The 26735-nt window shown below is 72.1% G+C and carries 27 protein-coding genes; 14 read left to right on the top strand and 13 right to left on the bottom strand.

The window, feature by feature from the left end; genetic code table 11:
• The first annotated feature begins 60 nt into the window (after positions 1-60).
• The 6 genes from urtA (at position 61) to IE263_RS36625 (ending at position 5922) form a co-directional block, all read left to right on the top strand.
• Positions 61-1320, top strand: coding sequence for an urea ABC transporter substrate-binding protein (gene urtA, locus IE263_RS36600; protein ID WP_373312202.1), 1260 nt, complete (start codon positions 61-63; stop codon positions 1318-1320).
• A gap of 64 nt (positions 1321-1384) precedes the next feature.
• Positions 1385-2281, top strand: a complete 897-nt coding sequence (gene urtB / locus IE263_RS36605) for an urea ABC transporter permease subunit UrtB (RefSeq protein WP_189942375.1) — start codon at positions 1385-1387, stop codon at positions 2279-2281.
• Positions 2278-3369 (top strand): urea ABC transporter permease subunit UrtC, encoded by a 1092-nt coding sequence (gene urtC, locus IE263_RS36610; RefSeq protein ID WP_189942376.1) that lies wholly within the window; start codon positions 2278-2280, stop codon positions 3367-3369. Before urtB ends, urtC begins: the two co-directional genes overlap by 4 nt.
• Complete coding sequence (urtD, locus tag IE263_RS36615) at positions 3366-4139, top strand: urea ABC transporter ATP-binding protein UrtD (protein ID WP_189942377.1); 774 nt, start codon at positions 3366-3368, stop codon at positions 4137-4139. Before urtC ends, urtD begins: the two co-directional genes overlap by 4 nt.
• Positions 4139-4831 carry an urea ABC transporter ATP-binding subunit UrtE gene (gene urtE, locus IE263_RS36620; protein ID WP_189942378.1) on the top strand — a complete coding sequence of 231 codons (693 nt, stop codon included), beginning with the start codon at positions 4139-4141 and terminating at the stop codon, positions 4829-4831. The genes urtD and urtE overlap by 1 nt, the downstream gene beginning before the upstream one ends.
• 50 nt (positions 4832-4881) lie before the next feature.
• Positions 4882-5922, top strand: a complete 1041-nt coding sequence (locus tag IE263_RS36625) for an acyl-CoA dehydrogenase family protein (protein ID WP_189942379.1) — start codon at positions 4882-4884, stop codon at positions 5920-5922.
• Between the two features lie 92 nt (positions 5923-6014).
• On the opposite strand, the gene IE263_RS36630 is transcribed toward IE263_RS36625, so the two are convergent.
• The 4 genes from IE263_RS36630 to IE263_RS36640 form a co-directional block, all read right to left on the bottom strand.
• Entirely contained in the window at positions 6015-7154 is a 1140-nt protein-coding gene (locus tag IE263_RS36630) for an LLM class flavin-dependent oxidoreductase (RefSeq protein WP_189942380.1), read from the bottom strand.
• Between the two features lie 158 nt (positions 7155-7312).
• Positions 7313-7867 carry an NADPH-dependent FMN reductase gene (gene ssuE, locus IE263_RS36635; RefSeq protein WP_189942381.1) on the bottom strand — a complete coding sequence of 185 codons (555 nt, stop codon included), beginning with the start codon at positions 7865-7867 and terminating at the stop codon, positions 7313-7315.
• A 248-nt stretch (positions 7868-8115) separates the two neighbouring features.
• Positions 8116-8199 (bottom strand): putative leader peptide, encoded by an 84-nt coding sequence (locus IE263_RS50165; protein WP_350284076.1) that lies wholly within the window; start codon positions 8197-8199, stop codon positions 8116-8118.
• A 246-nt stretch (positions 8200-8445) separates the two neighbouring features.
• Positions 8446-8613: a DUF8839 family protein gene (locus tag IE263_RS36640; RefSeq protein WP_189942382.1), complete on the bottom strand. Its 168-nt coding sequence runs from the start codon at positions 8611-8613 to the stop codon at positions 8446-8448.
• A 260-nt stretch (positions 8614-8873) separates the two neighbouring features.
• Between IE263_RS36640 and IE263_RS36645 the strand changes: the two genes are divergently transcribed.
• A complete protein-coding gene (locus tag IE263_RS36645; RefSeq protein ID WP_189942383.1) occupies positions 8874-10238 on the top strand; it encodes a cryptochrome/photolyase family protein in 1365 nt (454 codons plus the stop codon).
• Here IE263_RS36645 and IE263_RS36650 read toward each other — a convergent pair.
• A complete protein-coding gene (locus tag IE263_RS36650) occupies positions 10169-11020 on the bottom strand; it encodes an SGNH/GDSL hydrolase family protein (protein WP_189942384.1) in 852 nt (283 codons plus the stop codon). The two genes, IE263_RS36645 and IE263_RS36650, sit on opposite strands and share 70 nt — an antisense overlap.
• A gap of 83 nt (positions 11021-11103) precedes the next feature.
• The gene (locus IE263_RS36655; RefSeq protein WP_189942385.1) at positions 11104-12024 is read right to left on the bottom strand and encodes a LysR family transcriptional regulator; all 921 of its coding nucleotides are present in this window, start codon (positions 12022-12024) and stop codon (positions 11104-11106) included.
• 144 nt (positions 12025-12168) lie between these two features.
• Here IE263_RS36655 and IE263_RS36660 point away from each other — a divergent pair, with 144 nt between their 5' ends.
• Together IE263_RS36660 and IE263_RS36665 are read left to right on the top strand one after the other, a co-directional pair.
• Positions 12169-12864, top strand: a complete 696-nt coding sequence (locus tag IE263_RS36660; RefSeq protein ID WP_189942386.1) for a type 1 glutamine amidotransferase domain-containing protein — start codon at positions 12169-12171, stop codon at positions 12862-12864.
• A 160-nt stretch (positions 12865-13024) separates the two neighbouring features.
• Positions 13025-13465: an SPW repeat protein gene (locus tag IE263_RS36665; RefSeq protein WP_189942387.1), complete on the top strand. Its 441-nt coding sequence runs from the start codon at positions 13025-13027 to the stop codon at positions 13463-13465.
• A 76-nt stretch (positions 13466-13541) separates the two neighbouring features.
• Here the strand turns inward: IE263_RS36665 and IE263_RS36670 are convergent, their stop codons facing one another.
• Positions 13542-14309 (bottom strand): ArsR/SmtB family transcription factor, encoded by a 768-nt coding sequence (locus tag IE263_RS36670; RefSeq protein WP_189942455.1) that lies wholly within the window; start codon positions 14307-14309, stop codon positions 13542-13544.
• A gap of 86 nt (positions 14310-14395) precedes the next feature.
• A complete protein-coding gene (locus IE263_RS36675; RefSeq protein WP_189942388.1) occupies positions 14396-15148 on the bottom strand; it encodes a phosphotransferase family protein in 753 nt (250 codons plus the stop codon).
• A gap of 104 nt (positions 15149-15252) precedes the next feature.
• Between IE263_RS36675 and IE263_RS36680 the strand changes: the two genes are divergently transcribed.
• Together IE263_RS36680 and IE263_RS36685 are read left to right on the top strand one after the other, a co-directional pair.
• Positions 15253-15819: a nucleoside/nucleotide kinase family protein gene (locus tag IE263_RS36680; RefSeq protein WP_189942389.1), complete on the top strand. Its 567-nt coding sequence runs from the start codon at positions 15253-15255 to the stop codon at positions 15817-15819.
• 85 nt (positions 15820-15904) lie between these two features.
• On the top strand, positions 15905-16168 hold the full coding sequence (locus IE263_RS36685; protein WP_189942390.1) for a GlsB/YeaQ/YmgE family stress response membrane protein: 264 nt from the start codon (positions 15905-15907) through the stop codon (positions 16166-16168).
• 19 nt (positions 16169-16187) lie between these two features.
• Here the strand turns inward: IE263_RS36685 and IE263_RS36690 are convergent, their stop codons facing one another.
• Positions 16188-16964 carry a GNAT family N-acetyltransferase gene (locus IE263_RS36690; protein WP_189942391.1) on the bottom strand — a complete coding sequence of 259 codons (777 nt, stop codon included), beginning with the start codon at positions 16962-16964 and terminating at the stop codon, positions 16188-16190.
• Between the two features lie 543 nt (positions 16965-17507).
• Here IE263_RS36690 and IE263_RS36695 point away from each other — a divergent pair.
• Positions 17508-17984 carry a nucleoside deaminase gene (locus IE263_RS36695; RefSeq protein WP_189942392.1) on the top strand — a complete coding sequence of 159 codons (477 nt, stop codon included), beginning with the start codon at positions 17508-17510 and terminating at the stop codon, positions 17982-17984.
• Positions 17985-18048: 64 nt separating this feature from the next.
• Here IE263_RS36695 and IE263_RS36700 read toward each other — a convergent pair whose 3' ends face one another.
• Positions 18049-18774 carry a chaplin gene (locus IE263_RS36700; RefSeq protein ID WP_189942393.1) on the bottom strand — a complete coding sequence of 242 codons (726 nt, stop codon included), beginning with the start codon at positions 18772-18774 and terminating at the stop codon, positions 18049-18051.
• Positions 18775-19043: 269 nt separating this feature from the next.
• On the opposite strand from IE263_RS36700, the gene IE263_RS36705 reads away from it, so the two are divergent.
• Together IE263_RS36705 and IE263_RS36710 are read left to right on the top strand one after the other, a co-directional pair.
• Positions 19044-20639, top strand: coding sequence for an alpha/beta hydrolase (locus IE263_RS36705; protein ID WP_189942394.1), 1596 nt, complete (start codon positions 19044-19046; stop codon positions 20637-20639).
• The gene (locus IE263_RS36710; protein ID WP_189942395.1) at positions 20640-22109 is read left to right on the top strand and encodes an FMN-binding glutamate synthase family protein; all 1470 of its coding nucleotides are present in this window, start codon (positions 20640-20642) and stop codon (positions 22107-22109) included.
• A gap of 6 nt (positions 22110-22115) precedes the next feature.
• On the opposite strand, the gene IE263_RS36715 is transcribed toward IE263_RS36710, so the two are convergent.
• The 3 genes from IE263_RS36715 to IE263_RS36725 form a co-directional block, all read right to left on the bottom strand.
• On the bottom strand, positions 22116-22892 hold the full coding sequence (locus IE263_RS36715; RefSeq protein WP_189942396.1) for an alpha/beta fold hydrolase: 777 nt from the start codon (positions 22890-22892) through the stop codon (positions 22116-22118).
• Between the two features lie 63 nt (positions 22893-22955).
• On the bottom strand, positions 22956-24089 hold the full coding sequence (locus IE263_RS36720) for an alpha/beta hydrolase (protein ID WP_189942397.1): 1134 nt from the start codon (positions 24087-24089) through the stop codon (positions 22956-22958).
• Positions 24086-26683 carry a thioester reductase domain-containing protein gene (locus tag IE263_RS36725; RefSeq protein WP_189942398.1) on the bottom strand — a complete coding sequence of 866 codons (2598 nt, stop codon included), beginning with the start codon at positions 26681-26683 and terminating at the stop codon, positions 24086-24088. Before IE263_RS36725 ends, IE263_RS36720 begins: the two co-directional genes overlap by 4 nt.
• Positions 26684-26735 lie beyond the last annotated feature (52 nt).

The raw sequence follows: 26735 nt of genomic DNA on the forward strand, positions 1-26735 counted from the left end.
CACTTGAAGCTGTGGACCGCACTTCAGGAGGTTGTCTCCTCCAGACCCGAGGGGGTTGTCTTGTCCAGCGGTTCACCCATTCTCCGCCGTCGCTTCCTGGCCGGCGGTGCCGCGCTCGCGGCCGTCGTCGCCCTGTCCGCGTGCGGCGCCAAGACCGACGCGGCCGGCTCGTCGTCCGACAAGGCCGCGAAGATCGACGTCAGCGGCGACACGGTCAAGGTCGGTCTGCTCAACTCGCTCTCCGGCACCATGGCGATCAGCGAGGTGACCGTACGCAACTCGCTGCTGCTGGCCATCGACGAGATCAACGCCTCCGGCGGGGTGCTCGGCAAGAAGATCAAGCCGATCAGCGAGGACGGTGCCTCCGACTGGCCGACGTTCGCCGAGAAGGCGACCAAGCTCATCAAGGAGGACCAGGTCGCGGCCACCTTCGGCTGCTGGACCTCGGCCAGCCGAAAGGCCGTCAAGCCGGTCTTCGAGAAGAACAAGTCGCTGCTGTTCTACCCGGTGCAGTATGAGGGTCTGGAGGAGTCCCCGTACATCTTCTACACGGGCGCGACCACCAACCAGCAGATCGTCCCGGCGCTCGACTACCTCAAGAGCCAGGGCAAGAAGAAGCTGTACCTGGTCGGCAGCGACTACGTCTTCCCGCGTACCGCCAACAAGGAGATCAAGGCGTACGCCGAGGCCAACGGGATGACGATCCTCGGCGAGGACTACGCGCCGCTCGGCTCCACGGAGTTCTCCACGATCGCCAACAAGGTGAAGGCGTCGAAGGCGGACGCCGTCTTCAACACCCTCAACGGCGACTCCAACGTGGCCTTCTTCAAGGAGTACAAGTCGGCGGGCCTGACCGCGAGCAGCATGCCGGTCGTCTCGGTGTCGATCGCCGAGGAGGAGGTCAAGTCGATCGGACCGCAGTACCTCGCGGGCCAGCTGACGGCCTGGAACTACTACCAGACCACCCCGGGCGAGGCGAACGAGAAGTTCGTGGCGGCGTACAAGGCCAAGTACGGCGAGGACAAGCCGACCAGTGACCCGATGGAGGCCGCGTACACCTCGGTCTACCTGTGGGCGGCGATGGTCGAGAAGGCCAAGTCCTTCGACCCGGAGAAGGTGAGGGCCGCCTCCGACGGCATCACCTTCGACGCCCCCGAGGGCAAGGTCACCGTCGACGGCGCCTCGCAGCACATCTACAAGACCGCGCGCATCGGCAGGATCGGCACCGACGGTCTCATCACCGAGGTGTGGAACTCCGGCAAGCCCGTCAAGCCGGACCCGTTCCTCAAGGGCTACTCCTGGGCCTCCGGCCTGTCCTGACCGCCCACGCACGGGGGCCTGTGCGCACAGGCCCCCGCAGCATGCCTCCCTACGGAGCCGCCGTATGACCGTGATCCTCGGTCAGACCTTCACCGGCATCTCGATCGGTGCCGTCCTGCTGCTCATCGCGCTCGGCCTCTCGCTCACCTTCGGCCAGATGAACGTCATCAACATGGCGCACGGCGAGTTCATCATGGCGGGCGCGTACACGACGTACGTCCTGCAGAAGTCCATTTCGAGTGCGGGAATTTCGCTGCTCGTCGCTCTTCCTGTCGCTTTTCTCGTCTCGGGCGCCCTCGGTGCCCTTCTGGAATGGCTGCTGATACGCAGGCTGTATCTCCGTCCACTCGACACGCTTCTCGTCACCTGGGGCGTCTCGTTGATGCTCCAGCAACTCGCCCGGGACATTTTCGGCGCCCCGAATGTGCAGACGCGCGCACCGGACGCCCTGACCGGGAACCTCACCCTGATCGGCGGCGACGATCCGCTCACCGTCGCCACCAGCCGGCTGTTCATCCTGGGGCTCGCGATCGCGGCCGTGGTCGCGCTGTCGCTGACGCTGCGGCTGACGCCGCTGGGCCGCCGCATCCGGGCCGTCGTGCAGAACCGGGACCTGGCGGAGGTCTCCGGCATCTCCACGTCCCGGGTGGACCGCACCGCCTTCTTCATCGGCTCCGGGCTCGCCGGCGTGGCCGGGGTGGCCCTCACCCTGGTCGGACCGATCGGCCCGACGATGGGGACCAACGTCATCATCGACGCCTTCCTGGTGATCGTGGTCGGCGGGATCGGCCAGCTCAAGGGCAGTGTGATCGTGGCCTTCGTGCTGGGCGTGCTGCAGTCGGTGCTGGAGTACTCCACCACTGTCAGCGTCGCGAAGGTGCTGGTCCTGGTCGCCATCGTCGCGTTCCTCCAGTGGCGGCCCCAGGGGCTGTACACGCTGCGCACGAGGAGTCTCGTATGAACGTTCTCAAGGGACGGTCCACGCGCGCGTGGACCGGTTTCGCGGGCGCCGCCGTGCTGCTCTTCGCCGTCGCCCCGGTCGCCCTGTCCGACTTCCGGCTGGGGCTGCTCGCCAAGTACCTGTGCATGGCCATGGTGGCGGTCGGCATCTGCCTCGCCTGGGGCCGCGGCGGGTTGCTGACGCTGGGGCAGGGCGTGTTCTTCGGCCTCGGTGGCTACGCCATGGCGATGCACCTGAAGATCGCCGACGCCGGCCCCGGCAACCTCCCCGACTTCATGCAGCTGTACGGCACCGCCACCGAACTCCCCTGGTGGTGGAAGCCCTTCGAGAGCCCGGTCCTCGCCCTCGCGGCGACCATCCTGCTGCCGATGACGGTCGCGGCCCTGCTCGGCCTGTTCATCTTCCGCCGCCGGGTCAAGGGCGCGTACTTCGCGATCCTCAGCCAGGCCCTCGCCTCGGCGTTCGCGATCTGGCTGGTCGGCCAGCAGGCCACCACCGGCGGCACCAACGGGCTCACCGACATCCAGGGCTTCTTCGGCTACGACCTCAACGACCCGGTCAACCAGCGGATGGTGTACTTCGTCATCGCCGCGGCCCTGCTGCTGCTGATGCTCCTCGCCCGCCAGCTGATCCACAGCCGGTACGGCGAACTCCTGGTCGCCGTACGGGACTCGGAGGAGCGGGTGCGTTTCCTGGGGTACGACCCGGCGAACGTCAAGCTCGTCGCGTATGTCGTCGCCGCGGGGATGGCGGGCCTCGCGGGCGCGCTGTTCGTGCCGGCCGTCGGCATCATCTCGCCCGCGCTGATCGGCATCGTCCCGTCGATCGAGTTCGTGATCGGCGCGGCCGTCGGCGGGCGGGCCAGCCTGGTCGGGGCCGTCCTCGGAGCGATCGCCGTGGCCTGGGCGAAGACCGCGTTGTCGGAGGAGTTCCCGGCGGCCTGGACGTACTTCCAGGGTCTGCTGTTCGTCGTGGCGCTGGCGTTCCTGCCGGGTGGACTCGCCTCGCTGACGAAGGTCGTCCGCCGGCGCCGGTCCGCGCGGACGGAGCAGACCGCACCCGTCGTTCCCGTGGGAGAAGCGGCATGAGCGAGTTCGCAGGGCTTGAGATACGTCGACTGCGGGTGTCCTTCGACGGGTTCACGGCCGTGGACGGAGTCGACCTGGACGTGGAGCCGGGTGATCTGCGGTTCCTCATCGGGCCGAACGGCGCCGGCAAGACGACGCTCGTCGACGCCGTCACCGGGCTGGTGAAGGCACAGGGGTCGGTACGGTTCGGCGGCGAGGAGCTGCTGGGGCGCAGTGTTCACCGGATCGCCCGGTCCGGGATCGGACGCACCTTCCAGACGGCCACGGTCTTCGAGGAGTTGACGGTACTTCAGAATCTGGACATCGCGGCCGGCGCGGGCCGCGGCATGTGGACCATGCTGCGCCGCCGCAAGGGAGTCCCGGAGCCCGTGGCGCAGGCGCTGGAGACGATCGGACTGACGGCACTGGCCGACTCCCCCGCCGGGACACTGGCCCACGGCCAGAAGCAGTGGCTGGAGATCGGCATGCTGCTCGTCCAGGACGTGCGGCTCCTGCTGCTCGACGAGCCGGTGGCCGGCATGAGCCACGACGAGCGGCAGGCCACCGGTGTGCTGCTCCAGCGCATCAGCGAGGAGCGGACGGTCGTCGTCATCGAGCACGACATGGACTTCATGCGCTCCTTCGCGCGCAGCGTCAGTGTGCTGCACGCCGGCAAGGTGCTCAGCGAGGGCACGGTGGCCGACGTACAGGCCGATCCGAAGGTGCAGGAGGTGTACCTCGGGCACACGGCCGCCGAGGACGCCACGGACGTGGCCGTGCGGGAGGCGTGATGCTCCAGATCGAGGACGTCCGGGTCGGCTACCACCGCAGTACCGTCCTGCACGGCGTCTCCGTCGAGGTCCCGGAGGACGGGGTCGCCGCGGTGCTCGGACACAACGGCGCCGGCAAGAGCACGCTCCTGCGCGCGGCCGTCGGCCTGCTCACCCCGACGAGCGGCACCGTCCGTCTCGACGGCGAGGACATCACCCGCCGCAGGCCGCACGAGCGCGTGGCGCGCGGAATGGCGTACGTCCCGCAGGGCCAGCAGGCGTTCCCGCACCTCACCACCGCGGAGAACCTCCAGCTCGTCGCGGACGGCCGCAAGCGGGGCAAGGAGGCGGTCGCCGAGGCACTGGACCTCTTCCCCGCGCTCAGGGCACTGTCGGGGAGGCGCGCGGGCCTGCTCTCGGGCGGCCAGCGACAGCAACTCGCCATCGCCCGCGCCCTGGTGACGGAGCCTCGGATCCTGCTCCTGGACGAGCCGACCGAGGGAATCCAGCCCTCGGTGGTCGCCGAGATCGAGGAGACGATCCTTGCCCTGGCCGCCCGCGGCGGGCTCTCGGTCCTGCTGGTGGAGCAGCACGTCGGCTTCGCGATGCGGGCGGCACAGCGGTACCACATCCTGGAGGCGGGCCGGGTCACCTCGTCCGGGGCGGGCGGCCGGGACGCGGAGCGGTCGGTGCGGGCGGCGCTGAGCGTGTGATGTGGGCGGCGCGGCGGGCGCGGGGGCGCTGATCCGGAAGAATCATGCGCATGACCGCATCGGACCACCCTCTCGTCACCCGCGCCCGCCGCCTGGCGGACGACCTGCTCGCCCCGCATGCCGCACAGGTCGACCAGGGAGAGGTCCCCGCGAGCCACCTCACCGAGATCAGGCGCTCGGGCCTGCTGGGGCTGAACGCCCCGAAGAAGTACGGCGGGTCGGCGGCCCCTGCCGCGGTGGTGCGCGAGACGGCGGAAATCCTGGCCGGGGCCTGCTGCTCGACCTGGTTCGTGCAGACCCAGCACCACACGCCGGTGCTGACACTGGCGAAGAGCGAGAGCCCCGTACGCGACCGTCTGCTGGGCCCGCTGGCACGGGGTGAGCTGCTGTCCGGGGTGGCCTACGCCCATCTGCGGGCGTACCCCCGTGTCCCCGTCCGGGTGACCCGGGAGCGGGGCGGCTGGCGCTTCGACGGGACGGTCCCCTGGTACACGGGGTGGGGCCTGAACGACGTCATGCTCCTCGCCGGGGTGACCGACACGGACGAGGCTCTCTTCGCCTTCACGGACGCCCGGGAGCAGCCGGGCCTGCGCGCGTCGGAGCCGCTGCGCCTGGCGGCCCTCACCGCGGCCCGGACGGTCTCCCTGGACCTGGACGGCCTCTGGCTCCCCGAGGAGGCGGTGGCCCTGCGGACACCGTACGAGCGGTGGGCGGCGACGGACCGCCCGAAGACGGTGGCCGCCGGCCCCGCGGTGTTCGGTGTCGCGGAGGCGGCGCTGACCTTGCTGGACGAGGAGACGGCGGCACCCCTGCGCGCCCGCCTGACCGACGTCCGCCGCCAGGCCTACGCCCTGGCCGACCACCCCGAGCCGCACGCGTACCTGGAGACGAGGCTGGCCCTCAGGACACAGGCGTACCAGGTCCTTGAAGCGGCGACCACGGCGGCGGTGGTGGCGGGCGGCGGCCGCTCGATGCTGCTGACGAGCAAGGCCCAACGCCTGGCGAGAGAGGCCCTCTTCCTCCTGGTCCAGGGCCAGACGCCGGAGTCACGGACAGCGCATCTCAACGCCCTTGCGAGCAGTGCGCTTTAGGGACGCGGGGCCGTGTCGAGGTGCGGCTCCGCCGCGGGGGCGCGACCGGCCACCGGCGATCCGAGGCCGCCCAAGACCCCGAACGCGCCCGCTCAGCTCGCGAACGGCACCTGCGCGGACGTCACCCGATCCCCCGCCGGATGCTTCCAGAGCCCTTCTTCGGCCAGCCGCGGCAGCACCCCCTCCCCGAACCAGTACGCCTCCTCCAGATGCGGATACCCGGACAGCACGAACTCCTCGATCCCCAGCGCCGCATACTCCTTGATCCGCTCGGCCACCTCCTGATGGCTCCCCACCAGCGCCGTCCCCGCGCCCCCACGCACGAGCCCGATCCCGGCCCAGAGGTTGGGATGGATCTCGAGCCCGTCCCGGCTTCCCCCGTGCAGGGCGAGCATCCGCTGCTGCCCCTCGGACTCGCTGCGCGCCAACCCGGCCTGCACGGACCTGACGATCTCCGGGTCGAAGCCGTCCAGCAGCCGGTTCGCCTCCGCCCACGCCGCCGCGGAGGTGTCCCGAGTGATGACGTGCAGCCGGATACCGAACCGCAGCGTCCGTCCCTCCTTCGCCGCGAGCCCCCTGATCCAGGCGATCTTCTCGGCGACCTGGGCGGGCGGCTCGCCCCAGGTGAGGTAGACGTCGACGTACCGGGCGGCGACCTCGCCGGCGACCGGCGAGGAGCCCCCGAAGTACACCTCGGGCACGGGATCCGGCACCCGCGCCAGCTGCGCGTCCTCGACCCGGAGGTGCTCGCCGGCGAGGTCGACGGTCCTGCCCTCCCACAAGCCCCGTACGATCTCCAGGAATTCACCGGTACGGCGGTACCGGGCGTCCTTGTCGAGGAAGTCCCCGTAGGCCCGCTGCTCGTGGCTCTCGCCGCCGGTGACGACGTTCAGCAGGAGCCGTCCGCCGGTCTGCCGCTGGAAGGTGGAGGCCATCTGCGCGGCGAGCGTCGGCGAGACGAAGCCGGGCCGGAAGGCCACGAGGAACTTCAGCCGCTCGGTGTTCTGGCTGACCATCGCGGTGGTCAGCCACGCGTCCTCGCACCAGGCGCCGGTCGGGGTGAGCGCACCCACGAAGCCGAGGTCCTCCGCGGCGCGGGCGATCTGGCTCAAGTAGGCGACCGTCGGCGGCCGGTCCCGTCCGGAGGCCGTGGCGGGGGTGCCGTGGCCGCCGCCGACGACATGGCGGCTGTCGCCGTTGGTGGGCAGGAACCAGTGGAAGACGAGGGACACGTGGGGTCTCCGATCAGGAACGTCCGTCTGTCGGCGGGGTGTTCGGCTGCAGCAGGCCGTGGCGGGGAGGCCGGGTGCCGCACCGCGCGCACCTTCGCAGCGGCGACGGCGAGGGCCTCGGCGTCGTCGGCGATCACCTGCACGCGGTCACGGTCACCTCAGCCGGCCGCGGCCAGGTACGGCGTACGGCCCAGGGCCGTGGAGAACTGGTCGACGACCTGGGTGAGCGCCTCGGTGGCGGCCGGGGTGACCGTGATCGAGCCGTCCTCGTGGGAGGTGATGTCCTGGTCGAGGGTGAACCAGCCCTGCACGATGTGGGCCGCCCCCATGGAGGTGAGGACCGGCCGCAGCGCGTAGTCGATGGCGAGGACGTGCGCGACGGAACCGCCGGTGGCGAGCGGCAGCACGGTCTTCCCGGTCAGCGCGTACTGCGGCAGCAGATCGAGGAGCGCCTTCAGGACACCGGAGTACGACGCCTTGTAGACGGGGGTGCCCACGACGACGCCGTCGGCGCGCGCGAACAGCTCGGTGGCCTCGACGATCGCGGGGTGGCGGAAGTCCGCACCGAGCAGGGCCTCGGCCGGGATGGTGCGCACGTCGAGCGGGATCACCTCGTGGCCCTGGGCGATCAGCCGCTGGTCGAGGTGGCGCAGCAGCCGGCCGGTGCGGGAGGCGGCGGAGGGGCTGCCGGAGACGGACAGGACGGTGGCCATGGGTCCTCTTCTTTTCCTGAGGCGGACGTGGGTGTGGTCAGGCACTGCGCCGGAAGGGACTCGGCAGGCGAATTTCACGGGCGCTGCGGGCATATGGAAATCCTGGTGCGGCACAATTTCGGGCACGCCGAATTCAAGGGGCGTAAAGGTGCGGATAATCCAGGCGGTGAGGGGAAAACAGAGCGCACCACCGTCCGGGCACGGGGCGGTCGAGGTGCGGGAGAGAGTGCGGCGGATCGAGGAAGGGATCAGGCCGCGGCGCGACAGGAGGCGCTGGAGACGCGTGCGAGGTCGACGTGGCGTCGCCGCGTGAGGTCCAGTCGCATCTTCATGCCGTCGATCGTGGCAGCCGCCGGTCGGGGCAGTCAAGGAAAACCCGACCGGTCTCGTATCGCGGACCACTGAATTTCACGAAGGTGCGACAGGAAACCCTTGAACCGGCCGGGAATGCGCCCGCATTCTTCCGGCGTACGGACAGAACAGCTGGAATGCACTGCTCGGTGTGGAGGGTGCGCGCCGGACGGCGCGGGCGCTGGACGGGGCCGGCCGCTGAGAGCGGGACCGCCGGCCCCGGCGTGTCACTCCTCGTCACCCGTCGGCACCACGACGAGGAACGCGTCGGAGTTCAGATCCATGACCACGGTCGCGGGCTCTCCCTCGGCCCGCCGCCGCGCCGCGTACTCCTCCGCCGGCCACGATCCGCGCGGAGCTCCCGCAGGAAAACGCTCCAACACCTTCGCGCCCATAGCGGCAGACACCTCCCGGTCGAAACGGACAACTCCTTCGCTCTGCGTTTTCCCGGGATCGGCGCGAGCATGTTCCCGTGCACCCGACCGGTCCAACGCGGTCGTTGCCGCCGATCACTCGTTCGCGGTCACAAGCCCCGGTCGTCACAGCCGTCGCCCCCGTCCGCATGGCAGCGTTCACCGGTGACCACCGACGCGAAGGAACAAGGCCTCATGACCGGAGCGGCCACGGTCCGATCACCTCACCGGGAGTGGGTGTCATGAATGTCTCGGTCGTCCTGTTCACGTCCGACCTGCGCCTGCACGACCATCCGCCGCTGCGGGCGGCGCTCGACGCAGCCCGCGAGGTGGTCCCGCTGTTCGTACGCGACCGGGCGGTGGACGGCGCCGGGTTCGCCGTCCCCAACCGGCTGGCATTCCTCGCGGACTGTCTGCGGGACCTCGACGCCGGGCTGCGCGAGCGGGGCGGGCGGCTCGTCGTGCGCTCGGGTGACGTGGTCGAGGAGGTGTGCCGGGTGGCCTGCGAGACGGCGGCCGGCGAGGTGCACCTGTCGGCCGACGTGAGCGGGTACGCGCAACGCCGTGAGGAACGGCTTCGGCGGACCCTGGCGGCACAGGGTGTGCGCCTGCACGTCCATGAGGCGGTGACCACTGCCGTAGCGCCCGGCACGGTGACCCCGGCCGCCTCGGACCACTTCGCCGTCTTCACGCCGTACTTCCGCCACTGGTCGCGGCAGCGGCTGCGGGACGCCCTCGGTGCGCCCCGCACCGTGCGGGTCCCGGACGGCGTCGGCTCGGCCGGACTCCCCTCGCACCGGGGCGTGTCGGTGGGGCTGGCGTCCGGCGGCGAGACGGAGGGCCGCAGACGGCTGAGCGCCTGGCTGCGCGGCGGGATCGCCGACTATGCGGACCGGCACGACGACTTGGCCGGCGACGCGACGTCCCGGCTCTCGCCGCACCTGCACTTCGGCACGCTCTCCCCCGTCGAACTGGTGCACCGGGCGCGCGCGACGGGCGGCCCGGGCGCCGAGGCGTTCGTACGGCAGCTCGCCTGGCGCGACTTCCACCGCCAGGTGCTGGCGGCCCGCCCGGACGCGGCCTACGCCGACTACCGCACCCGGCACGACCGTTGGCGTACGGAGGACACGGCACGGGAGGAGGTCGAGGCGTGGCGGGAGGGCCGTACCGGCTACCCGGTCGTGGACGCGGCGATGCGGCAACTGCGCCACGAGGGCTGGATGCACAACCGGGGCCGGCTGCTGACCGCGAGCTTCCTCGCCAAGACGCTGTACATCGACTGGCGGGTCGGCGCCCGGCACTTCCTGCAGCTGCTGGTCGACGGGGACGTGGCCAACAACCAGCTCAACTGGCAGTGGGTGGCGGGGACCGGCACCGACACCCGGCCGAACCGGGTTCTCAACCCGGTCGCCCAGGCGAAGCGTTACGACCCGGACGGGGCGTACGTGCGGCGCTGGGTGCCCGAACTGGCGGGGATCGAGGGCCCCGTGGTGCACGAGCCGTGGAAGCTGCGGGGCCGGGACCGGGCGGCGGTCGGCTATCCGGAGCCGGTCGTCGACCTGTCGGTGGGGCTCGGCCGGTTCCGGCGGGCGCGCGGGCTCGGCTGATCACCCCCGTCGTACAGGGGCAGCAGCGTCGGCCGTTTCGCCGTCCGGCCGTCGCCGGAGGAGCGTCCGCGCAGGCGGCGGCCGAGCCAGGGGCCCAAGAAGGCGGCGGCCCAGCGGAGTTCGCCGAGAACGGTGGCGGTGGGGCGGTCCGGGGCGGGCAGCGGGTGGGTCCAGGAGTCGTCGCTGCCGGGCAGGGCGAGGGCGTGCGCGACGGCGGCGGCGATGCGGGCGTGGCCGAGCGGTGAGGCGTGCAGCCGGTCGGGACTCCACAGGCGCGGGTCGGTGACCACGGGGTGCTCGCTGGTCTCGGCGACGACGACGCCGTGCCGGCCGGCCGCCTCTCGGATGCGGGCGTTCAGGGCGACGACTCGGGGGGCGAGGGGCCGGGCGAGGGGGGTGAGGCGGGCGACGTCGGGAAAGGTCAGGGTGGCGACGTGGGCGCCCTGCGCGGTGAGTGCGGCGAACACGGCCTCCAGGTGGCCGGCGACCTCGTCCGCGTCGAAGCGGGGGCGCAGCAGGTCGTTGACCCCGGCGACGACGGTGGCCAGGTCGGGACGGAGCGCGAGCGCCGGGGCCAGTTGCTCGGTGCGCACCTGCCCGGCCAGCCTCCCGCGTACGGCCAGGTTGGCGTACCGCAGGCCGGAGTTGTGGCGGGCGAGGTGCTCGGCGAGGCGGTCCGCCCAGCCGCGCAGGCCGATGGTGTCGTCGCCGTCCCCGAGCCCCTCGGTCTGGCTGTCGCCGAGGGCCACGTAGCGCTCGTACCGGATCTCCGTGCCGGGCATGAACGGCTCCCTCCTCCATCGACCGCCCTCACCCTACTCGCTTTTTTGACTATTCAGATAGACGCATAACCAGAAGCTGTCTCTCACCAGGTGCGGCCCACGCTCAGCAGGAGGTCGCGGACACGCGCGACGTCCGGGTGGGCGACGACACCGGGGCGTTGGACGAGGAAGCCCGTGTTGAGGGGCGGGTCGTCCGGTTCGTGGAGCGCCACGAGGGCGCCCGAGGCGAGTTCGTCGAGGCAGAGGTAGCGGGGCAGCACGGTGAATCCCGCGCCCGCGACCACCGCCGCCAGCACACCGCGCAGGTCCGGCACGGTCACCGCGGCGGGGCTCGACAGCCGCCGACCGAAGACGTGCCGCCAGTAGCGGCGGGCGATCGGCAGGTCCTCCGCGTAGGTGATCAGCGGCAGGGAGTGGAGCGCCGCGGGCAGGCCGGCGGCGGGCCCGTCGCCGAGCCGTTCGGCCCGCACCGGGGCGGCGACCAGGACGAACTCCTCGTCCGTCAGGGGCGTCGCGGTGAGGGTCCGGCCGCGCGGGCGGGTCGTGGCGATGACCAGGTCGTGCCGTCCGGCGCGCAGTTCGTCGAGCAGCGGGTCGGTCAGGCCGGTGGCCACCCGAAGCCGGACGCCCTCGGCCACCAGGGGCGCCAGGGCGGGCAGGGCGCGGGTGCACAGCAGCTCGGCGGGTCCGGCGAGGTGCACGGGGTCGGCGCGACCGGTCGTCGCCGGGCCCGGGCCGGCCACCGTGGCGAGCTCGTCGAGGGGTGTGGCGACGCGGGCGGCCAGTTCGTCGGCGACGGCGGTGGGGGCGACGCCGCGCGGAAGGCGCTCGAACAGCTCCCGTCCGGTCTGCCGCTCCAGCGTGCGCATCTGCGTCGTCACCGTCGGCTGCGACAGTCCGAGCAGTTGCGCGGCGCCGGTGAAGGAGCCCGAGCGGTAGACCGCGAGGAACGTCCTCAGCAGGTTCAGGTCCAGGTGATGGGTGTGCTCCACCGGCCCCAGCATTCCCGCCCGCCCATCAATATTCCAATGCCCGGCATTGAAGTCCCCATTGGATACCTATGGCTGGACCCCCTAAGTTCGAGGGAGACCGACACGCTGACACTCCGCATCCGGAACGTCGGCAACGAAACCCTTGGAGACCACACCATGGCCAAGATCCTCTTTGTGATGACCGGCGCCGACCACTGGACGCTCAGGGACGGCACCCGCCACGCCACCGGCTTCTGGGCCGAGGAGGCCGTCGCCCCGTACGAGGCCTTCCGGGCGGCCGGCCACGAGGTCGTCGTCGCGACGCCGGGTGGCGTGGTCCCGCCGGTGGACAAGGGCAGCCTCGCCGCCGAGGCCAACGGGGGTCAGGAGGGCGCCGACCGGATCGCCGCCGGGCTCGCCGCGATGACCGAGCTGGAGCACCCGGTCCGCCTGGAGGACGTGGACCTCGGCGACTACGCGGCCGTCTTCTACCCGGGCGGGCACGGTCCGATGGAAGACCTGGCCGTCGACGCCACCTCCGGCCGGCTCCTGGCCGAGGCGCTCACCTCGGGCAAGCCGCTCGGCGTCGTCTGCCACGGTCCCGCCGCGCTGCTCGCCGCGGTCGAGGAGGACGGCTCCAACGCCTTCGCGGGCTACCGGGTCGCCGCCTTCACCAACGCCGAGGAGCTCCAGGCCGGCCTCGGCGAGAAGGCCAAGTGGCTGCTCCAGGACCGGCTGACCGAAGCGGGCGTCGACGTGCGGGTCGGCGAGCCCTGGGCGCCGAACGTGGTCGTGGACCGCAACCTGGTCACCGGCCAGAACCCGGCCTCCTCCACGCCCCTCGCCGCTGAACTGCTGAAGAAGCTCGGCTGAGCCGGCGGGGCGCCCACCCGGCGCGCCCGTACTCGCAGGTATCCCCTCGACCCCTCTGACCTCTACACATAAAGGCCAAATAAGCGCAGAATGAACATGCGCGGCGCTTACCGCACACCGCACCAGACGCGGTCGGCCTGCAAGTCAAAGGAGACGAGTCATGGCCAACGTCTCGCCCACCAGAGGCGACATGTCGACTCACCCCGATGTTTCCGAGATGGGGGCGCGGTACGCCCGCATGCTCGGTGGTCGTGATGTGGCACTCGTCGACGGACCGGTGTTCCTGCTCGGTCTGTACTGTGCCGTATCCCCGTGGATCCTCCACTACACCGCCAGCCAGCCCGCGCTCGTGACCCACAACCTGATCGTCGGTACAGCGATCGGCCTGCTGGCACTCGGGTTCACGGCGGCTCCCGCGCGCATGTACGGCCTCAGCTGGGCCATGTGTGCGCTGGGCATCTGGATGATCATCGCCCCGTGGGTCGTAGGTGACAGCCCGGACGCCGGGGTCGTCCTGAACAACATCATCATCGGCGCCCTGGCCTTGGTCCTGGGGCTGATGTGCGCTGGTGCGGCGGCGAGGAGCGCCCCGAAGGCCTGACACCCTGGAGAACGGCAAGGCGGCCCGACCGGCCCGCGCGCAGCGGACCGGCCGGGCCGCCTCGTGCCGGGGCCGTTCAGCCGCTGGGCACCAGCCACGGCTCCTGCGGCAGCGTCCTGCCGGTCTCGAGGAGCGATTTCAGGTTCGACAGCACCGCGGGCCAGCCCAGCGACACGTCGGCGAGGTCGCGCTCGGTGGGGAGGTCCTCGTGGGTCACGGTCAGGCGGACGATGTCGGCGTGCTGCCGGATGTCGAAGGTGACCCGGGAGTGCCGATCCTCCTGCCCCTCCTCGTCGGGCGAGGCCCAGGTGGTGACGAGCCGGGTCGGGCGCTCACTCTCCACGACGGTGCCGACGACGTCGGCGATGCCGGAACCGTCCGTGCGCACGTGCTCCCAGCGCGAGCCGGCCTGCCAGTCCGAGACGTTGCTGTGCCCCCAGTAGGCGGCGGTGAGGTCGGCGTCGGTGAGCGCGTCCCATACCTTCTCGGGCGTACTGGCGATGTAGGTGACGTAGACGAATGTGGGCTTGTCGGTCATGGCTTCCTCGGCTCGTCGCTTGACGTCGGTGAGCACGCGCAGCCGCGGGCGCTCGAACTTGTCGATCCACCGCTCCTGGATCTCGTGGAGCGGGACCGGGTTGAGGTAGTGCAGCTTCTCCCGCCCCCGCCGCGCCGTCGCCACCAGGTTGGCGGCCTCCAGGACGGCCAGGTGCTGTGTCACCGACTGGCGCGTCATGTCGATGTGCTCGCACAGCTCACCGAGCGTCTGCCCGGCCCGCTCGTGCAGCCGGTCCAGCAGCCGCCGGCGGGTGCCGTCGGCCAGCGCCTTGAACACCTGGTCCATCGCGGAGTCGCTCTCTGATCGCACACTCAACGTTATGCAGGCAGTTACTTGCATGTCAACGATGATGGTGCCAGGCCCCTGGTACCTCACTCCAGCCCGGCGGCCAGCTCACCACGGTGCGCGGCGACCCAGTCGTACGCGCGCCGCACCTCGTCCACGGCGCCACGCTCGCGCAGGCCGGTCATGGCCGGTTCACCGCGCGCGGCGCCGGCCTCGATGCCTCGGGCACACCGCTCCTGCCACCACAGGACGGTGTCGAGGAGGCGGTGGCGGTCGGTCAGTCCGTAGGCGTCGCAGACGAGCCGGACACGGCGGGCGGTCTCGGGTACGTCGGTGACGTCGGGGCCGAGGTCGAGGTACTGCCAGCACAGGTGGGCGACGTCGTGGATGCGCTCGCCGGGGGCGGCGAGGTCCCAGTCGATGTAGGCCACGGGCCGCCAGACGGAGCCGCGGACCGCGTACACCGTGTTCTTCGGCGCGAGGTCGTTGTGGCACACGACCTCCTGGTCGCCGGCCACCTCCGTCCCTTCCGTCAGGTCGTGGAAGGCGCGCAGCAGGCCGGCGGTGTCGACGAGACTCGCGTCGCTGCGGGCCGCCGCCCGTTCCCCCGGCGTCAGAGCCGCCCGCCCGTCGATGTGGTCGAGGATTTCCCGGCCCCGTTCGTCCGTCCCGAGGAAGCGCGGCGCGCCCCGCCACCCGCGCCGTTCGAACAGCGTGAGCACGTGGTGCACGTAGGCCGCACGCGGCGCCGGCGTCCGCCGTACGGTGGCGCCGACGCGCACGGCCCCGCTCACCGCTCCCCCGCCGAGGGCGAACTCGTCCTCGTCCCGCACCGTCATCTCCCTTGATCCACCAGGCCGTTGACAGGTTCGACCCCGACGAAAAGCGCTGGCTCGGCGCAGCCGCCGCCTGCCAACCTGACCGCATGACTCACCGTGACCACATGACTCGCTCCGAGGCCCTGCTCATCGGTGGACGCGCCGGGGTCGGCAAGACCACCGTGGGCTGGGAGGTCTCGGCCCTGCTGCGGGCGGCCGCCGTGCCGCACGCCGTCATCGACGGCGACTTCATGGGGCAGGTACACCCGGCGCCGCAGGGTGATCCCAGCCGGGCCGCGATCGGGGAGCGCAACCTGACCGCCGTGTGGGGCAACTACGCCGACCTCGGCTACCGGCGCCTCGTCTACACCAACACCGTCTGCGTGCTCGACGAGTTGGGGGACTCCTTCCGCCGGGCCCTCGGCAACGACGCACGTCTCGTACGGGTGTTGCTCACGGCCACCGACGCGACGACGCGACGGCGGCTGGCCGGGCGGGAGTTGGGGTCGGAGTTCGGCAGTGAGCTGGCCGGCAGCGTCCGCAAGGCGCGGATGCTCGACGCGCGGGCGCCCGCGGACACCGTCCGGGTGGCGACCGACGGGCGTACGGTGCCCGACATCGCCGGTGAGGTGCTGGCCGCCACCGGCTGGACCGCGCCTCAGGACGCACCCGACCGGCCGGGTCCCGGCTGACGGCACGACGTCAACCGGAACGGACTGTCCCGGTCTGCGGCGGGCAGATGCAGAGCATCGGGGGTCCCGACACAGAGGGGCGAAGATGGAGATCGACGGCATCATCAGCGCCATTTTCATCGGCATCGTCATCGGTGTGCTCGGCCGGCTCGTCGTCCCGGGGCGCCAGCGCATCGGCGTCCTGTGGACGATCGCCGTCGGCATCGTGGCCGCGCTCATCGGTTCGGCGCTCGCGGCGGGAATCGGCGTGGCCGACACCGAGGGCGTGGACTGGGTCGAGTGGCTGATCCAGATCGGTCTCGCCGCGCTCGGTGTGGCGGCCCTGGACCGGGCCAAGGCGCGGCACTGACAGAACCTGCCAGCGGCCCTTACGGCACGTACACGTACGGCGTCGTCGTGCTCAGAGCCGCGAAGCCGAGCCGTTCCAGGATGGGGCGGCTCTGGTCGGAGGCGTCGACCTGGAGGTAACGGTAGCCGCGGTCGGCGGCGGCGCGGGCGCGGTGGGCGACCAGGGCACGGTAGATACCGCGGCCGCGCCAGCCCTCGACGGTGCCGCCGCCCCACAGGCCGGCGAACCGTGTCCCGGGCACCAGCTCCATCCGCGCCGAGCTCACGGGCTCGTCCCCGGCCAGCGCGACGACGGCGACGACCGTGTCCGGGTCGGCGGTGAGGCGGGCGAGCATCTGGTGGCGCAACCGTGAGGCGTCGGTGCCGAACGCCTTCTCGTGCACGTCGGCCACGAGGTCCACGCCGGCCCGGTCGGTGACGGGGACGATACGCACGCCGTCGGGGAGGTCGGCGTCGAACAGCAGCTCACGGGTCTCGCCGATCATCAGCGTCTCCTCGGGCTCGGAGGTGAACCCGGCCGCCAGGAGCCGCTTGCCGAGATCGGCCGGACGGTCGTGACCGTACAGCTTCCACTCGAACTCCCGGCCGAGCCCGGTGAAGTACGCGACCTGCTCGGCGATCGCCGCGTCGGCGTCCCGCGCGTCGAGCGAGGACCAGACGATCCCGTTCCATCCTTGCGGGGAGGCGACCTGCCGGACCACACTCCCGGTGTGTTCGACGCGGGCGTCGGGGCCGTCGGGGCGTGCGCCCTCGCGCACGTCCCGGTCATAGAGGGCAAGCACCGTGGCATGATCCATGCGCCCACTCCAGCATCCCGGCGGGCCTGTCTCAACGGAATTACGGGGAGCCACGCCGTCCGGCCGCACGGCCGTGAGACACGCGCTCGGCCGGACCCGGTTGCGGGCAGGGCAGTCGACACGGGCCTGTTGCGGTCGGTGCGGCCCTGGAGAAGGGCGGCGGTCCCGGGGTCAGTGCGCGGCGGGCAGGATGATCTCGTCGGGCCGGGAGAGGTGGGGCGGGATCGCGCGGATCACCTCGGTGGTGAGGCCGGGTCGAGCAGCCTGCGGATCCACCGGATCTCCGGAGGGCTGATCGCCGCCGGCATGGCGGCCTTGCTGCAGAGCTCCGTGCACAACGGGGCCCGGGCGGTCGCTCGTCGACCGGCGGAGTCGCGCCGGCAGATCCAGGCGCGTGGGCGCCGCCCTGGACCGCGCACCCGCTGATCGCCCTCGTCCTGACGGCGGTTGCCCTCGGCCCCGGCACACCTGCCCGGTGATCCGGGGCTGCCCTAGGCTGGGCCCCGAAGATCAGCCCCGTCTGCGGAGGAGGTCCACTGCGCCATGGTGAAGGACGACGAACTCCCGCATCTGCGCCGTTGCGTCGAGCTTGCCGCGGAGGCGCTGCGGGCCGGAGACGAACCGTTCGGTTCGGTGCTGGTGGGCGGGGACGGCACCGTGCTCGCCGAGGACCACAACCGGGTGGCGTCGGGTGACCGCACCCGCCACCCCGAGTTCGAGCTGGCCCGCTGGTCGGCGGCCCGTCTCTCGCCCGAGGAGCGGGCGGCGGCCACGGTGTACACGTCCGGCGAGCACTGCCCGATGTGCGCGGCCGCCCACGCCTGGGTGGGCCTGGGTCGCATCGTGTACGTCGCTTCCTCAGCCCAACTCGCGGAGTGGCTGAACGAGTTGGGCGTACCGGCCCCGCCGGTACGCACGCTGCCCGTCCAGGAGATCGCGCCCGGGGTGACCGTGGAGGGGCCGGTCCCCGGACTGGTGGAGGAGGTGCGAGGGCTCCATCGGCGGTTCTACGGCGCCTGAGGGCGGGGGCGAGGAGCCGCCCGCCCGGCGCGATCCGAAGGACGCCCCCTGTCGAAGGGGCGGATCAGAGTCCGGCCGTCGGCCGGAACCGGCGGTACAGGACCGCTCCGCCCAGGATCAGGGCCGCGCTGCCCGCGAGGCCCGCCACGGTGGTGTCCGCGCCCGTGTGGGCCAGGGTGGAGTGGTCCGCCGCGGGCGCCGGGGCCTGAGGCGCCGAGGCCGGGGGTGCCGGCTTCTGGGGTGCGGGCTCCTGGGGTGCCGGGGCCGACGGGACGGGCCTCGGCTCCGGGTGCGACGCGGCGGGCGGCGGGTCCTCCCTCGGCGGCTCGGGCCGGGGCTCGGCCGGGGGCGGGGGCTCCTCGCCCGGGATCTCCTCGTAGTCGTCGTACTCCGGGTTCGGAATGCCGACGATGTTCACGTTGTTGCCGGTGACGCTCACGGGGGCGTCGACCGGCGCCTCGACGCTGTTGCCGGGGGCGCCTCCCGGCAAGCGCCCCGTGGTGCTGGACGCGTCCGCGGCACCGTCGGACGCCGCCGACGCGGGGGCCGAGCCGTAGTCGCCACAGGTGGCGCCCGCGGCGCGGTCCAGCGCGCCCACCGCGTTCACGGTGTTCCCGCACAGTTCCACCGGGAGATGAACCGGTGACTGGGCGCTGTTGCCGGAGATCATCCCGGGCGGGCCGGCCGCGGTGCCGCTCATCGCGGCGTCGGCGAACGCCGGCATCGTCACGGCCATCGCGCCCGAGGCGGCGGCGACGGCGATCACACCGTTTCGGGTAACCCGTCTCATGGGTCCCTGCCTTCCAGACATGGTCGCGGGCGCTCGCCCGCACCCCATAGAACGCGGGCGAACCGTCCGAGTTATGCCTATTCGGCCTTTCACCCGTTTGGGCGCCCCCTTCGTCGAACATCCGGCGAAACGATCCGTCACTCCCGGCGTGGGCGCTGAGCAGGAGCGCCGACCGCTCCCACCCGTCCGGAGGCGGGCCCTCCGCGGCCCGCCTATCGTGGGCGGGGGCGCCGGACCCCGGTCCGTTGTGGGCGCCCCTGGAGGCACTGATGCTGGCCAAGCTGTCGAGGCGGCCCGCGTCGCGGCGTTGCGCGCTCGCCGCGGCCGCCGTACTGACCCTGCTGGGCGCGGGACTGCCGACGACGACCGCGGACACGGACGGTGACCGTGACCCCCAGCTGTCCCGGTTCTACGAGCAGAAGGTCTCGTGGAAGAAGTGCGAGGGCGACCAGATGCCCGCCGATCTGCAGTGCGGCAAGGTGACCGTCCCCGTCGACTACGCGCATCCCAAGGCCGGCACCCTCGACCTGGCGCTCGCCCGCTACCGGGCCACGGGCGACAAACGCGGCTCGGTGCTGCTGAACTTCGGCGGTCCCGGCGGCCCGGGCGTCCCCGAGCTCGCCTACGGCGGCAAGGACTTCATGGAGCTCACCGACCGCTACGACGTGGTGACCTTCGACCCGCGGGGCGTCGGCCGGTCCTCGCCGGTCAGCTGCGGGGACAACGCGGACGGCTTCGCGGCCCTCGGCGACGACCCGGCCGACCTCAGCGACCCGCAAGCACTGCTGGCCAAGCTGAAGAAGGCGGCCGCCGCGTGCGCCGAGCACTCCGGGCCCGTCCTGCCGCACATAGGCACGGTCAACGCGGCGCGGGACCTGGACGTGATGCGCGCGGCGCTGCGCGACAAGAAGCTGAACTTTCTGGGCTTCTCCTACGGCACCCGGCTCGGCGCGGTGTACGCCGCCCAGTTCCCCGACCGGGTGGGCCGGCTGGTCCTGGACGGCGTCGACACCCTGACCGAGCCGCTCGCCGAGCAGGGCATCGTGGGCGCCCGGGGGCAGCAGGTGGCGCTGGACGACTTCGTGAACTGGTGTGCGGAGGACATCGCCTGCCCGTTCGGGCAGGATCCGCGCAGGGCCCGGGAGGAGGTCGTACGGCTCGTCCGTTCGCTGGACGAGGATCCGGTGCCGACGGACTTCGGTGAGGCGTTCAGCGGGCAGGACCTGGTGGGCGCCATCGGGCAGGGGCTGTACAGCAGGGACCTGTGGCCGGCCCTGGAGCGGGCGCTCGCCCAGCTCGTCGAACACGGGGACACCAGCGGTGTCGTGGCGTTCGCGACCGGAGGCCTGGCGCTGCCGGTGCGCGACCCGGACGGGAGCGAGCCCACCGGGAGTCTCGCGGACGAGGAGGACATCCCCCTCGACAACCTGCCGGCGGCCCTGATGGCGATCAACTGCGCGGACGACCCCGACCGGCCCGGCGCCGAGCAGGTCACCGCCGACCTGAAGCGGCTGCGCGCCGCCTACGACCAGGCCTCCCCGGTCTTCGGCGAGTACCGGCTCATCCAGGTCCTGATGTGCTACGGCCGCCCCAAGGGCACCGACTACATCCGCGAGAAGGTGAAGGATCTCGACACGCCGAAGATGCTGCTGATCGGCACCCGCGGCGACCCGGCGACGCCGTACCACTGGACCGTGGAGACGGCGGAGCGGCTCGGGCCGTCGGCGGTGGTGCTCGACAACCGGAGCGCGGGCCACACCGGGTACGGCTCGTCGAAGTGTGTGCACCGCAAGGTCGACGACTTCCTGCTGTACGGCTCCCTGCCGCCGAGCGGCAGCTCCTGCGGGGCGGACGAGGACGACTGAGTGCGCCGGTATCTGCCCCTGCTGTTCGTCGCCCTCGGCGCGGCCGGCACGACGCCCGCCTCGTGCGCCGTGTCCGCCTGGTGGTGGTGCGCGGCCGGGCCGTTGCTGGCGCTGACCGGCCTGGGCTGCCGGGATCTGGTCCAGCGCCGGGATTCCGTGCTGCGCGCCCGTCCCCTGGTCGGCCGTCTGCCTCGTCCGCCCCGACCGAAGCGCGATGAAGGTGTCAGGGACGTGTACGCCGTCGGGCACGAGTTCCTGGTGCCGTCGATGCGGCCGGTGGAGCCGCCCGAGGAGGCACCGGTGGTGCGGGTGGGCGGGCCGGACTGCCGGCTGCCGTACGACATGGCGTTGCTGAACGTGTCCGGGATGAGCTTCGGGGCGCTGTCGCCGCGGGCGGTGCTCGCGCTCGGCCGGGGTGCGGCGCTGGGGCGCTTCGCGCAGGACACCGGGGAGGGCGGACTGTCGGAGTACCACCTGCGCGGGGGCGGGGATCTGATCTGGGAGATCGGGACGGGGTACTTCGGCTGCCGGACCGAGGACGGGGGTTTCGACGCGCGGGAGTTCGCGGACAAGGCGGCCCTGCCGGAGGTCAGGTGCGTGTCGCTGAAGGTGTCGCAGGGGGCCGCGCCGGGCGGCGGCGGAGTGCTGCCGGGGGTGAAGGTGAGCGCGGAGGTCGCGCGGGAGCGGGGCGTGCCGGTGGGCGGGGCGGTGGTGTCGCCGCCGCACCACCGGGTGTTCTCGACGCCACGGGAGCTGGTGCTGTTCCTGGCCCGGCTGCGGGAGCTCGCGAGTGGCAAGCCGGTCGGGATCAAGCTGTGCGTGGGGTCGCGGCGGGAGTTCCTCGCGGTGTGCCGGGCGATGGTGGCGGAGGGGGTGACGCCGGACTTCGTGGTGGTGGACGGGGCGGAGGGCGGGACGGGCGCTGCGCCGGCGCAGTCCCCCGGCCGGCTGGGCATGCCGCTCACCGAGGGGCTGATCACGGTGCACAACGCGCTCGTCGGCGCCGGCCTCAGGGACCGCGTCCGGATCGGGGCGAGCGGCAAGGTGGCCACGGGCGCGGACCTCGTCACCCGCCTCGTCCAGGGCGCCGACTACACCAACTCCGCCCGCGCGATGATGCTCGCCCTCGGCTGTGCCCGGGCCCACCGCTGCCACACGAACACCTGTCCGACCGGCATCACGACGCAGGACCCGCTCCGGACGCGCGCCCTGCACGTGGGCGACAAGTCCCGGCGGGTCCACCACTACCAGCGCGCCACGGTCCACGACGCCCTGCGGATCATGGCGGCGATGGGCGTACGGGGGCCGGGCGAGCTGAGGCCCGCCCACCTGGTGCGGCGGACGGGGCCGACGACGGTCCGTTCGTACGCCGAACTCCACGAGTGGCTGGAGCCGGGCGCGCTGCTCGCCGGGCCGCCGGAGTCCTGGGCCGCGGACTGGAAGGCCGCGGACCCGGACAGCTTCAGCTAGGGGGTGTCAGCCGGCGCTCACGAAGGCGTCGATCGCGGCTGTGAGCTCGGCCGGCTTCTCCACGGGCAGTTCGTGGCCGGCGTCGAGGACGCGGACGGTGGCGTCCGGGTAGGCCTTGGCCATCCGCAGCATCTGCTTCAGCGGCAGCTGGATGTCGTGGTAGCCGTGGATCATCAGGGTCGGGGTGCGGATCTCCCCCACCCGGTCCAGGACGTCGAAGGCCCGCATGGCGCCGTAGAGCGTCATGACGACCTCGCGCGGGGTGTCCGCGGAGGACTTGACGTACGCGCGGATCTCCTCGCGCGGGTATCCGGGGGCGAAGGCGCGCTGGATGTTGGTGGCGACGAACAGCTTGAAGGGGACGAGCGTGGAGGCGGCCATCAGCAGGCCTCTGCCCCGGTTGTAGGTCATGCGGCCGATGGAGTTCACCAGCACCATCCGCTCGACCCGCTCGGGGTGCGCGAGGGCGATGGTCTGGGAGATCATCCCGCCCATCGAGTGGCCGATCAGCACGCCCCGCTCGATCTTGAGGTGGTCGAGGAGGGCGAGAACGTCCTTCGCCAGCTCGTCGATCGTCTTCACGCCCGCCCCGCCGCTCTCGCCGTGCCCGCGCAGGTCGAGCCGGATCACCCGCCGCTTCTCGGAGAAGTGCGCGATCTGATGGTCCCAGCGGTGCCGGTTCGCGGTCCAGCCGTGCACGAACACCAGGGGCACCCCGCCGCCGTCGCGCGGGCCCTCGTCGTCGTACGTCAGTCTCGCGCCGTCGACTTCGAGCTGCGGCATGGGTGCCTCCTGCGGTACGTCCCGGTTACTGACGCGTACGGTAACCGGCGGGTGGGGTCCCCGTCACCGTCGTTCGCCGAGGAAATCGAGGATGTGTCCGAAGACGTCGAGGGCGGCGCCCCGGCCCAGGAAGGTGTCGAGGTGGCCGTAGCCCGGGATCTCGGTGTACCGGACGTCGAGCTGGGGCTGTCGGTGGGCGAGGACCTCGTGGCAGAGCTTCTGGGAGTCGAGCCACAGGCCGTTCTCGCTGCCGGCGAGCAGCAGGACGGGCGTGTCGATGCGGGCGGCCGCGTCCAGGGCGTTGGGCGGCAGGGCCCGGTAGCGGTGGTCGGTGTCGTGCCAGCGGACGACGCTGCGGGCGAGCTCGATGCGGCGCAGGTGGGGCAGGATCCACAGCGGCGCCGGGCCGAGCAGCTCGGCGAGCCGGTCGTGGGTGGCCTCGGACAGGTTCTCGTGGACGAAGAGGGAGGCGCCGGTCCCCCAGGCCGAGTTGTGCAGGATCTGGCAGGTGGGGTCCGGGCAGCTCGCCCTGCGGGAGGCGAGGGCGAACAGGGGCGTGTACCTGGACCAGAGGCCGACCTTGCGGAAGTCGACCGGGATGTGGTCGATACGGGTTTTGAGCAACTCCCCCGCCACGGACATGCGCAGGGAGGTCCGGCCGGCCAGCTTCGGGGTGAGGAAGACGCCCTGGGAGACCACTCCCGCGAGACCGGGGACGAGTCCCGCGGCCATGCTCAGGGAGAGGGTGAGGGAGCCGATGCAGTGGGCGACCACGAACAGCGGGCGCTCGCCGATGCGTTCGCGGATGTGGGTGACGGCCGCCGGGATGTCGTACAGGGCCACGTCGTCGTACGTGTACCGCCGGCCGGTCTCGTTGTACGGCAGGCGGCAGCTGCCCCGCCAGTCCAGCAGCCAGGGCTCGTAGCCGTCGTCGAGGAGGGCGTCGACGAGGTTGCGGGTCTCGGGGAGCAGGAACATGTCGGCGGACGCGGTGTGGCCGTGCAGCAGGAGGACGGCGGGGCGGCCACCGTCGCCGGTGTCGACCCGGGTGAGGCCGAGGCGGACGCCGTCGGCGGCGCGGAACGGGATGTCCTCCACGCGGGCCGGGTCGAGGCGGTGGCGCAGGGGGCGCAGGGCGGTGGTGGTCCTGACCCTGCGAAGTGGCCGCCGGGGGGCCGGGGTCGTCTTGAAGATCATCGGTGGTGCTCCGTGGGGGTCGGGGTGCGGCGCAGGTCGAGCAGGTCCGCGGCGGCGCGGGCGAAGGGGCCGAGGAGGCCGCGGCCCATCTCCAGGCCGAACCAGGCGAGCCAGGTGAGTTTGGCGGCGCGCTTCTCCTGGCCGGTGAGGTGCGGGGCGACCTGGATGCCGTCGATCTGGTCACGGACGTAGGAGTCGGCGGGGACGACGACCTCGCCGGTCAGCGTCGCCGGTTCCCCCTCGCGTCCGAGTTCGATCGTGAGCGCGCGGGTCTGGCGCCACAGGTCGCGGCGGGCGCGGGCGTACTTGTGGCCCTCCAGCCACCAGTGCCGGCCGTCCGCGTCCCGCAACCGCAGCCGGTACCGCAGGAGTTGGTGCCTGAGGCCGTGCTGCCGCGGGATCCCCTCCTCGGGGCGGACCCAGACGTCGCCGCGTTCGACGGTGAGCGGTTCGGGGTGGAGCGCGGGGCAGGTGACCTCGCCGGTGACGTCCACGCGGCGCTCCTTCACGAGCTGGTACATGCTCGCGATGGAGAGGGTGAGGGCCATCGAGCAGGGGCTGACGGTGCCGTCGTCGACCGTGCGCACACTGCCCTCGGTGGTCTCGGCGAACCACAGGTACGGCTGGTCGTCCTTCTGCGGCAGCCGGGCGAGTCCGTCGCCGGCGAGCTTCTCGAACGTCTTCAGCTGGGCCCGGGCGTCGTAGCGGGCGGCGGGCTGCAGGCCGAGGGCCTCGACGAGGGCGTCGGTGCGTTCGCCGGTGGCGGCCGGGCCCGTGAGGGTGGCCTCGCACAGCTTCAGGGCGGTGGGGCTCTGCAACACGCGGCTGAGGAAGGTGAGTTCGGGGACCGGCTCGGCCTCCAGGCGGGCCAGGGTGTCGGTGCGCCACTCGTCCCAGTCCTGGACCCTGACGTGCATGCCGCCGAAGGCCATGTCGCGGACGACGTCGTCGAGGGTGTTGGGGACGCCGGTGAGGTGGTAGTCGAAGCCCCAGGCGTCGGGTTCGCAGACGACGGCGACGGCGACCCGGCTCACCCAGTCGACCGGGGCCGCGTTGAGGTAGCGGAACGCCGGGACGGTACGGAAGCGGCCGAAGGCCGAGATCAGGCCGCTGCTGAGGTCCTGCGGGTTGTAGGCGCCGGTCCTGCTGTGGCCGCTGATGCCGCCGGGGCGCAGGGCGGAGACGATCAGGCCGTGGTCGCGGGCACGGCGCAGGGCGACCTCGGCGGCCCACTTGGACTGGTCGTAGCCCGCGATGAGGCGGTCGACATGGGCGAACGGGTCGTCCTCGCCCATGGAGGTGATGCCGACCTCGTTGAAGACGGCGATCGAGGAGATGTGGTGCAGCGGCTTCGGCCGTCCGGCGGCGGCGAGTTCGGCGAGGGTGAGGGTGCCGAGGACGTTGCTTGCCCGCAGCGACTGGTAGCCGCGCAGGAAGTCCACAGCCGCGGCCACGCCGACGATGCTGTCCAGCTCGTGGGCGAGGGTGTGCCACAGCTCCTCGGACAGGCCCAGGCGGGGCCTGCGGATGTCGCCGGGGAGGACGGTGACCCGGCGGCGCACCTCGGCGTTCCACGGCAGCCGGTAGCTGCGCAGCTGCTCGGCGAGCCGGGCGGTCGCCGTCTCCTCGTCGGCGCCGCGGACCAGGCAGTACACATGGGCGTCGCTGTGCCTCAGCAGGTCGAGCAGCATGTGGCTGCCGAGGAACCCGGTCGCGCCGGTGAGCAGGATCCGGCGGGGTGGCAGCGGCTCGGGCGAGTGGACGAAGGGGAGACGGTCGGTGAGGGCGAGGTCGGCCAGGATCTGGTCGAGGTCCTCGCGGCGGGCGGTGGTGTGAGGGGGGCCTTCCGGGAGGGGGAGGGTGGTGATCGGTTGGGGGGAGCGGGGGGCGGGGGACGTGAGGCCGACCGGGGGCGTCGGAGCAGCGGAGGCTGTGGTGCCTGTCGTCGCCGTGGAGCCGGTGGAAGAGGGGGTGCCGGTGGAGGTCGGGGTGCCAGTAGAGGTCGGGGTGCCAGTAGAGGTCGGGGTGCCGGTGGCAACCGTGGTGACGGTGGTGGCCTTGCTGGTCGCGGTCCTCATGGCGGTCGTGACGTCCGCCTCGTGACCGGCGGCCTCCAGCCAGCGCCGGGCCAGACTGATGGGCCGTGCGTCGGCGAACACGTCGTCGAGGTTCAGCTCCACGCCGAGATCTCGCTCCAGCTCCGCCGCGAGTTCCACGGCGTGCACGGAGCTGCCCCCGGCATCGAAGAAGTCGGCGTCCGGGTCGAGGTGGCCCTGGGGAAGGTAGCGGCCCGCCGCGGTGGCGATGGCGGCGGCCAAGCCGTCCACGTCCGGCACGAGAGCCCCGTGCGCGGGTTCCGGGACGGAATCTTCGTACGCGGGATCCGGGACAGGAACCTCGTACGCGGGATCCGGGACAGGAACCTCGCGCGCGGGTTCCCCGTCCGTGCCGTGCGCCGGCTCCGCAGCCGGATCCGCCGGCGTGACCGTGGCCAGCAGCTCGGTCACGCTGAGCCCGCTTCCGCCCCGCTCGATCGACTCGGCGGTCGCTCGCTGCCCGGCGTTCGCCGCCGCGTCCTCGTTCATGTCACGCATCAGAGCCCTTCACGGTGTGCACGGTCCTTTCCTCCCTACGGCGCCGCCGCCC

Origin of the sequence: Streptomyces aurantiogriseus, from assembly GCF_014649375.1 — a bacterium.
GTDB classification, from domain to species: Bacteria; Actinomycetota; Actinomycetes; order Streptomycetales; family Streptomycetaceae; genus Streptomyces; species Streptomyces aurantiogriseus.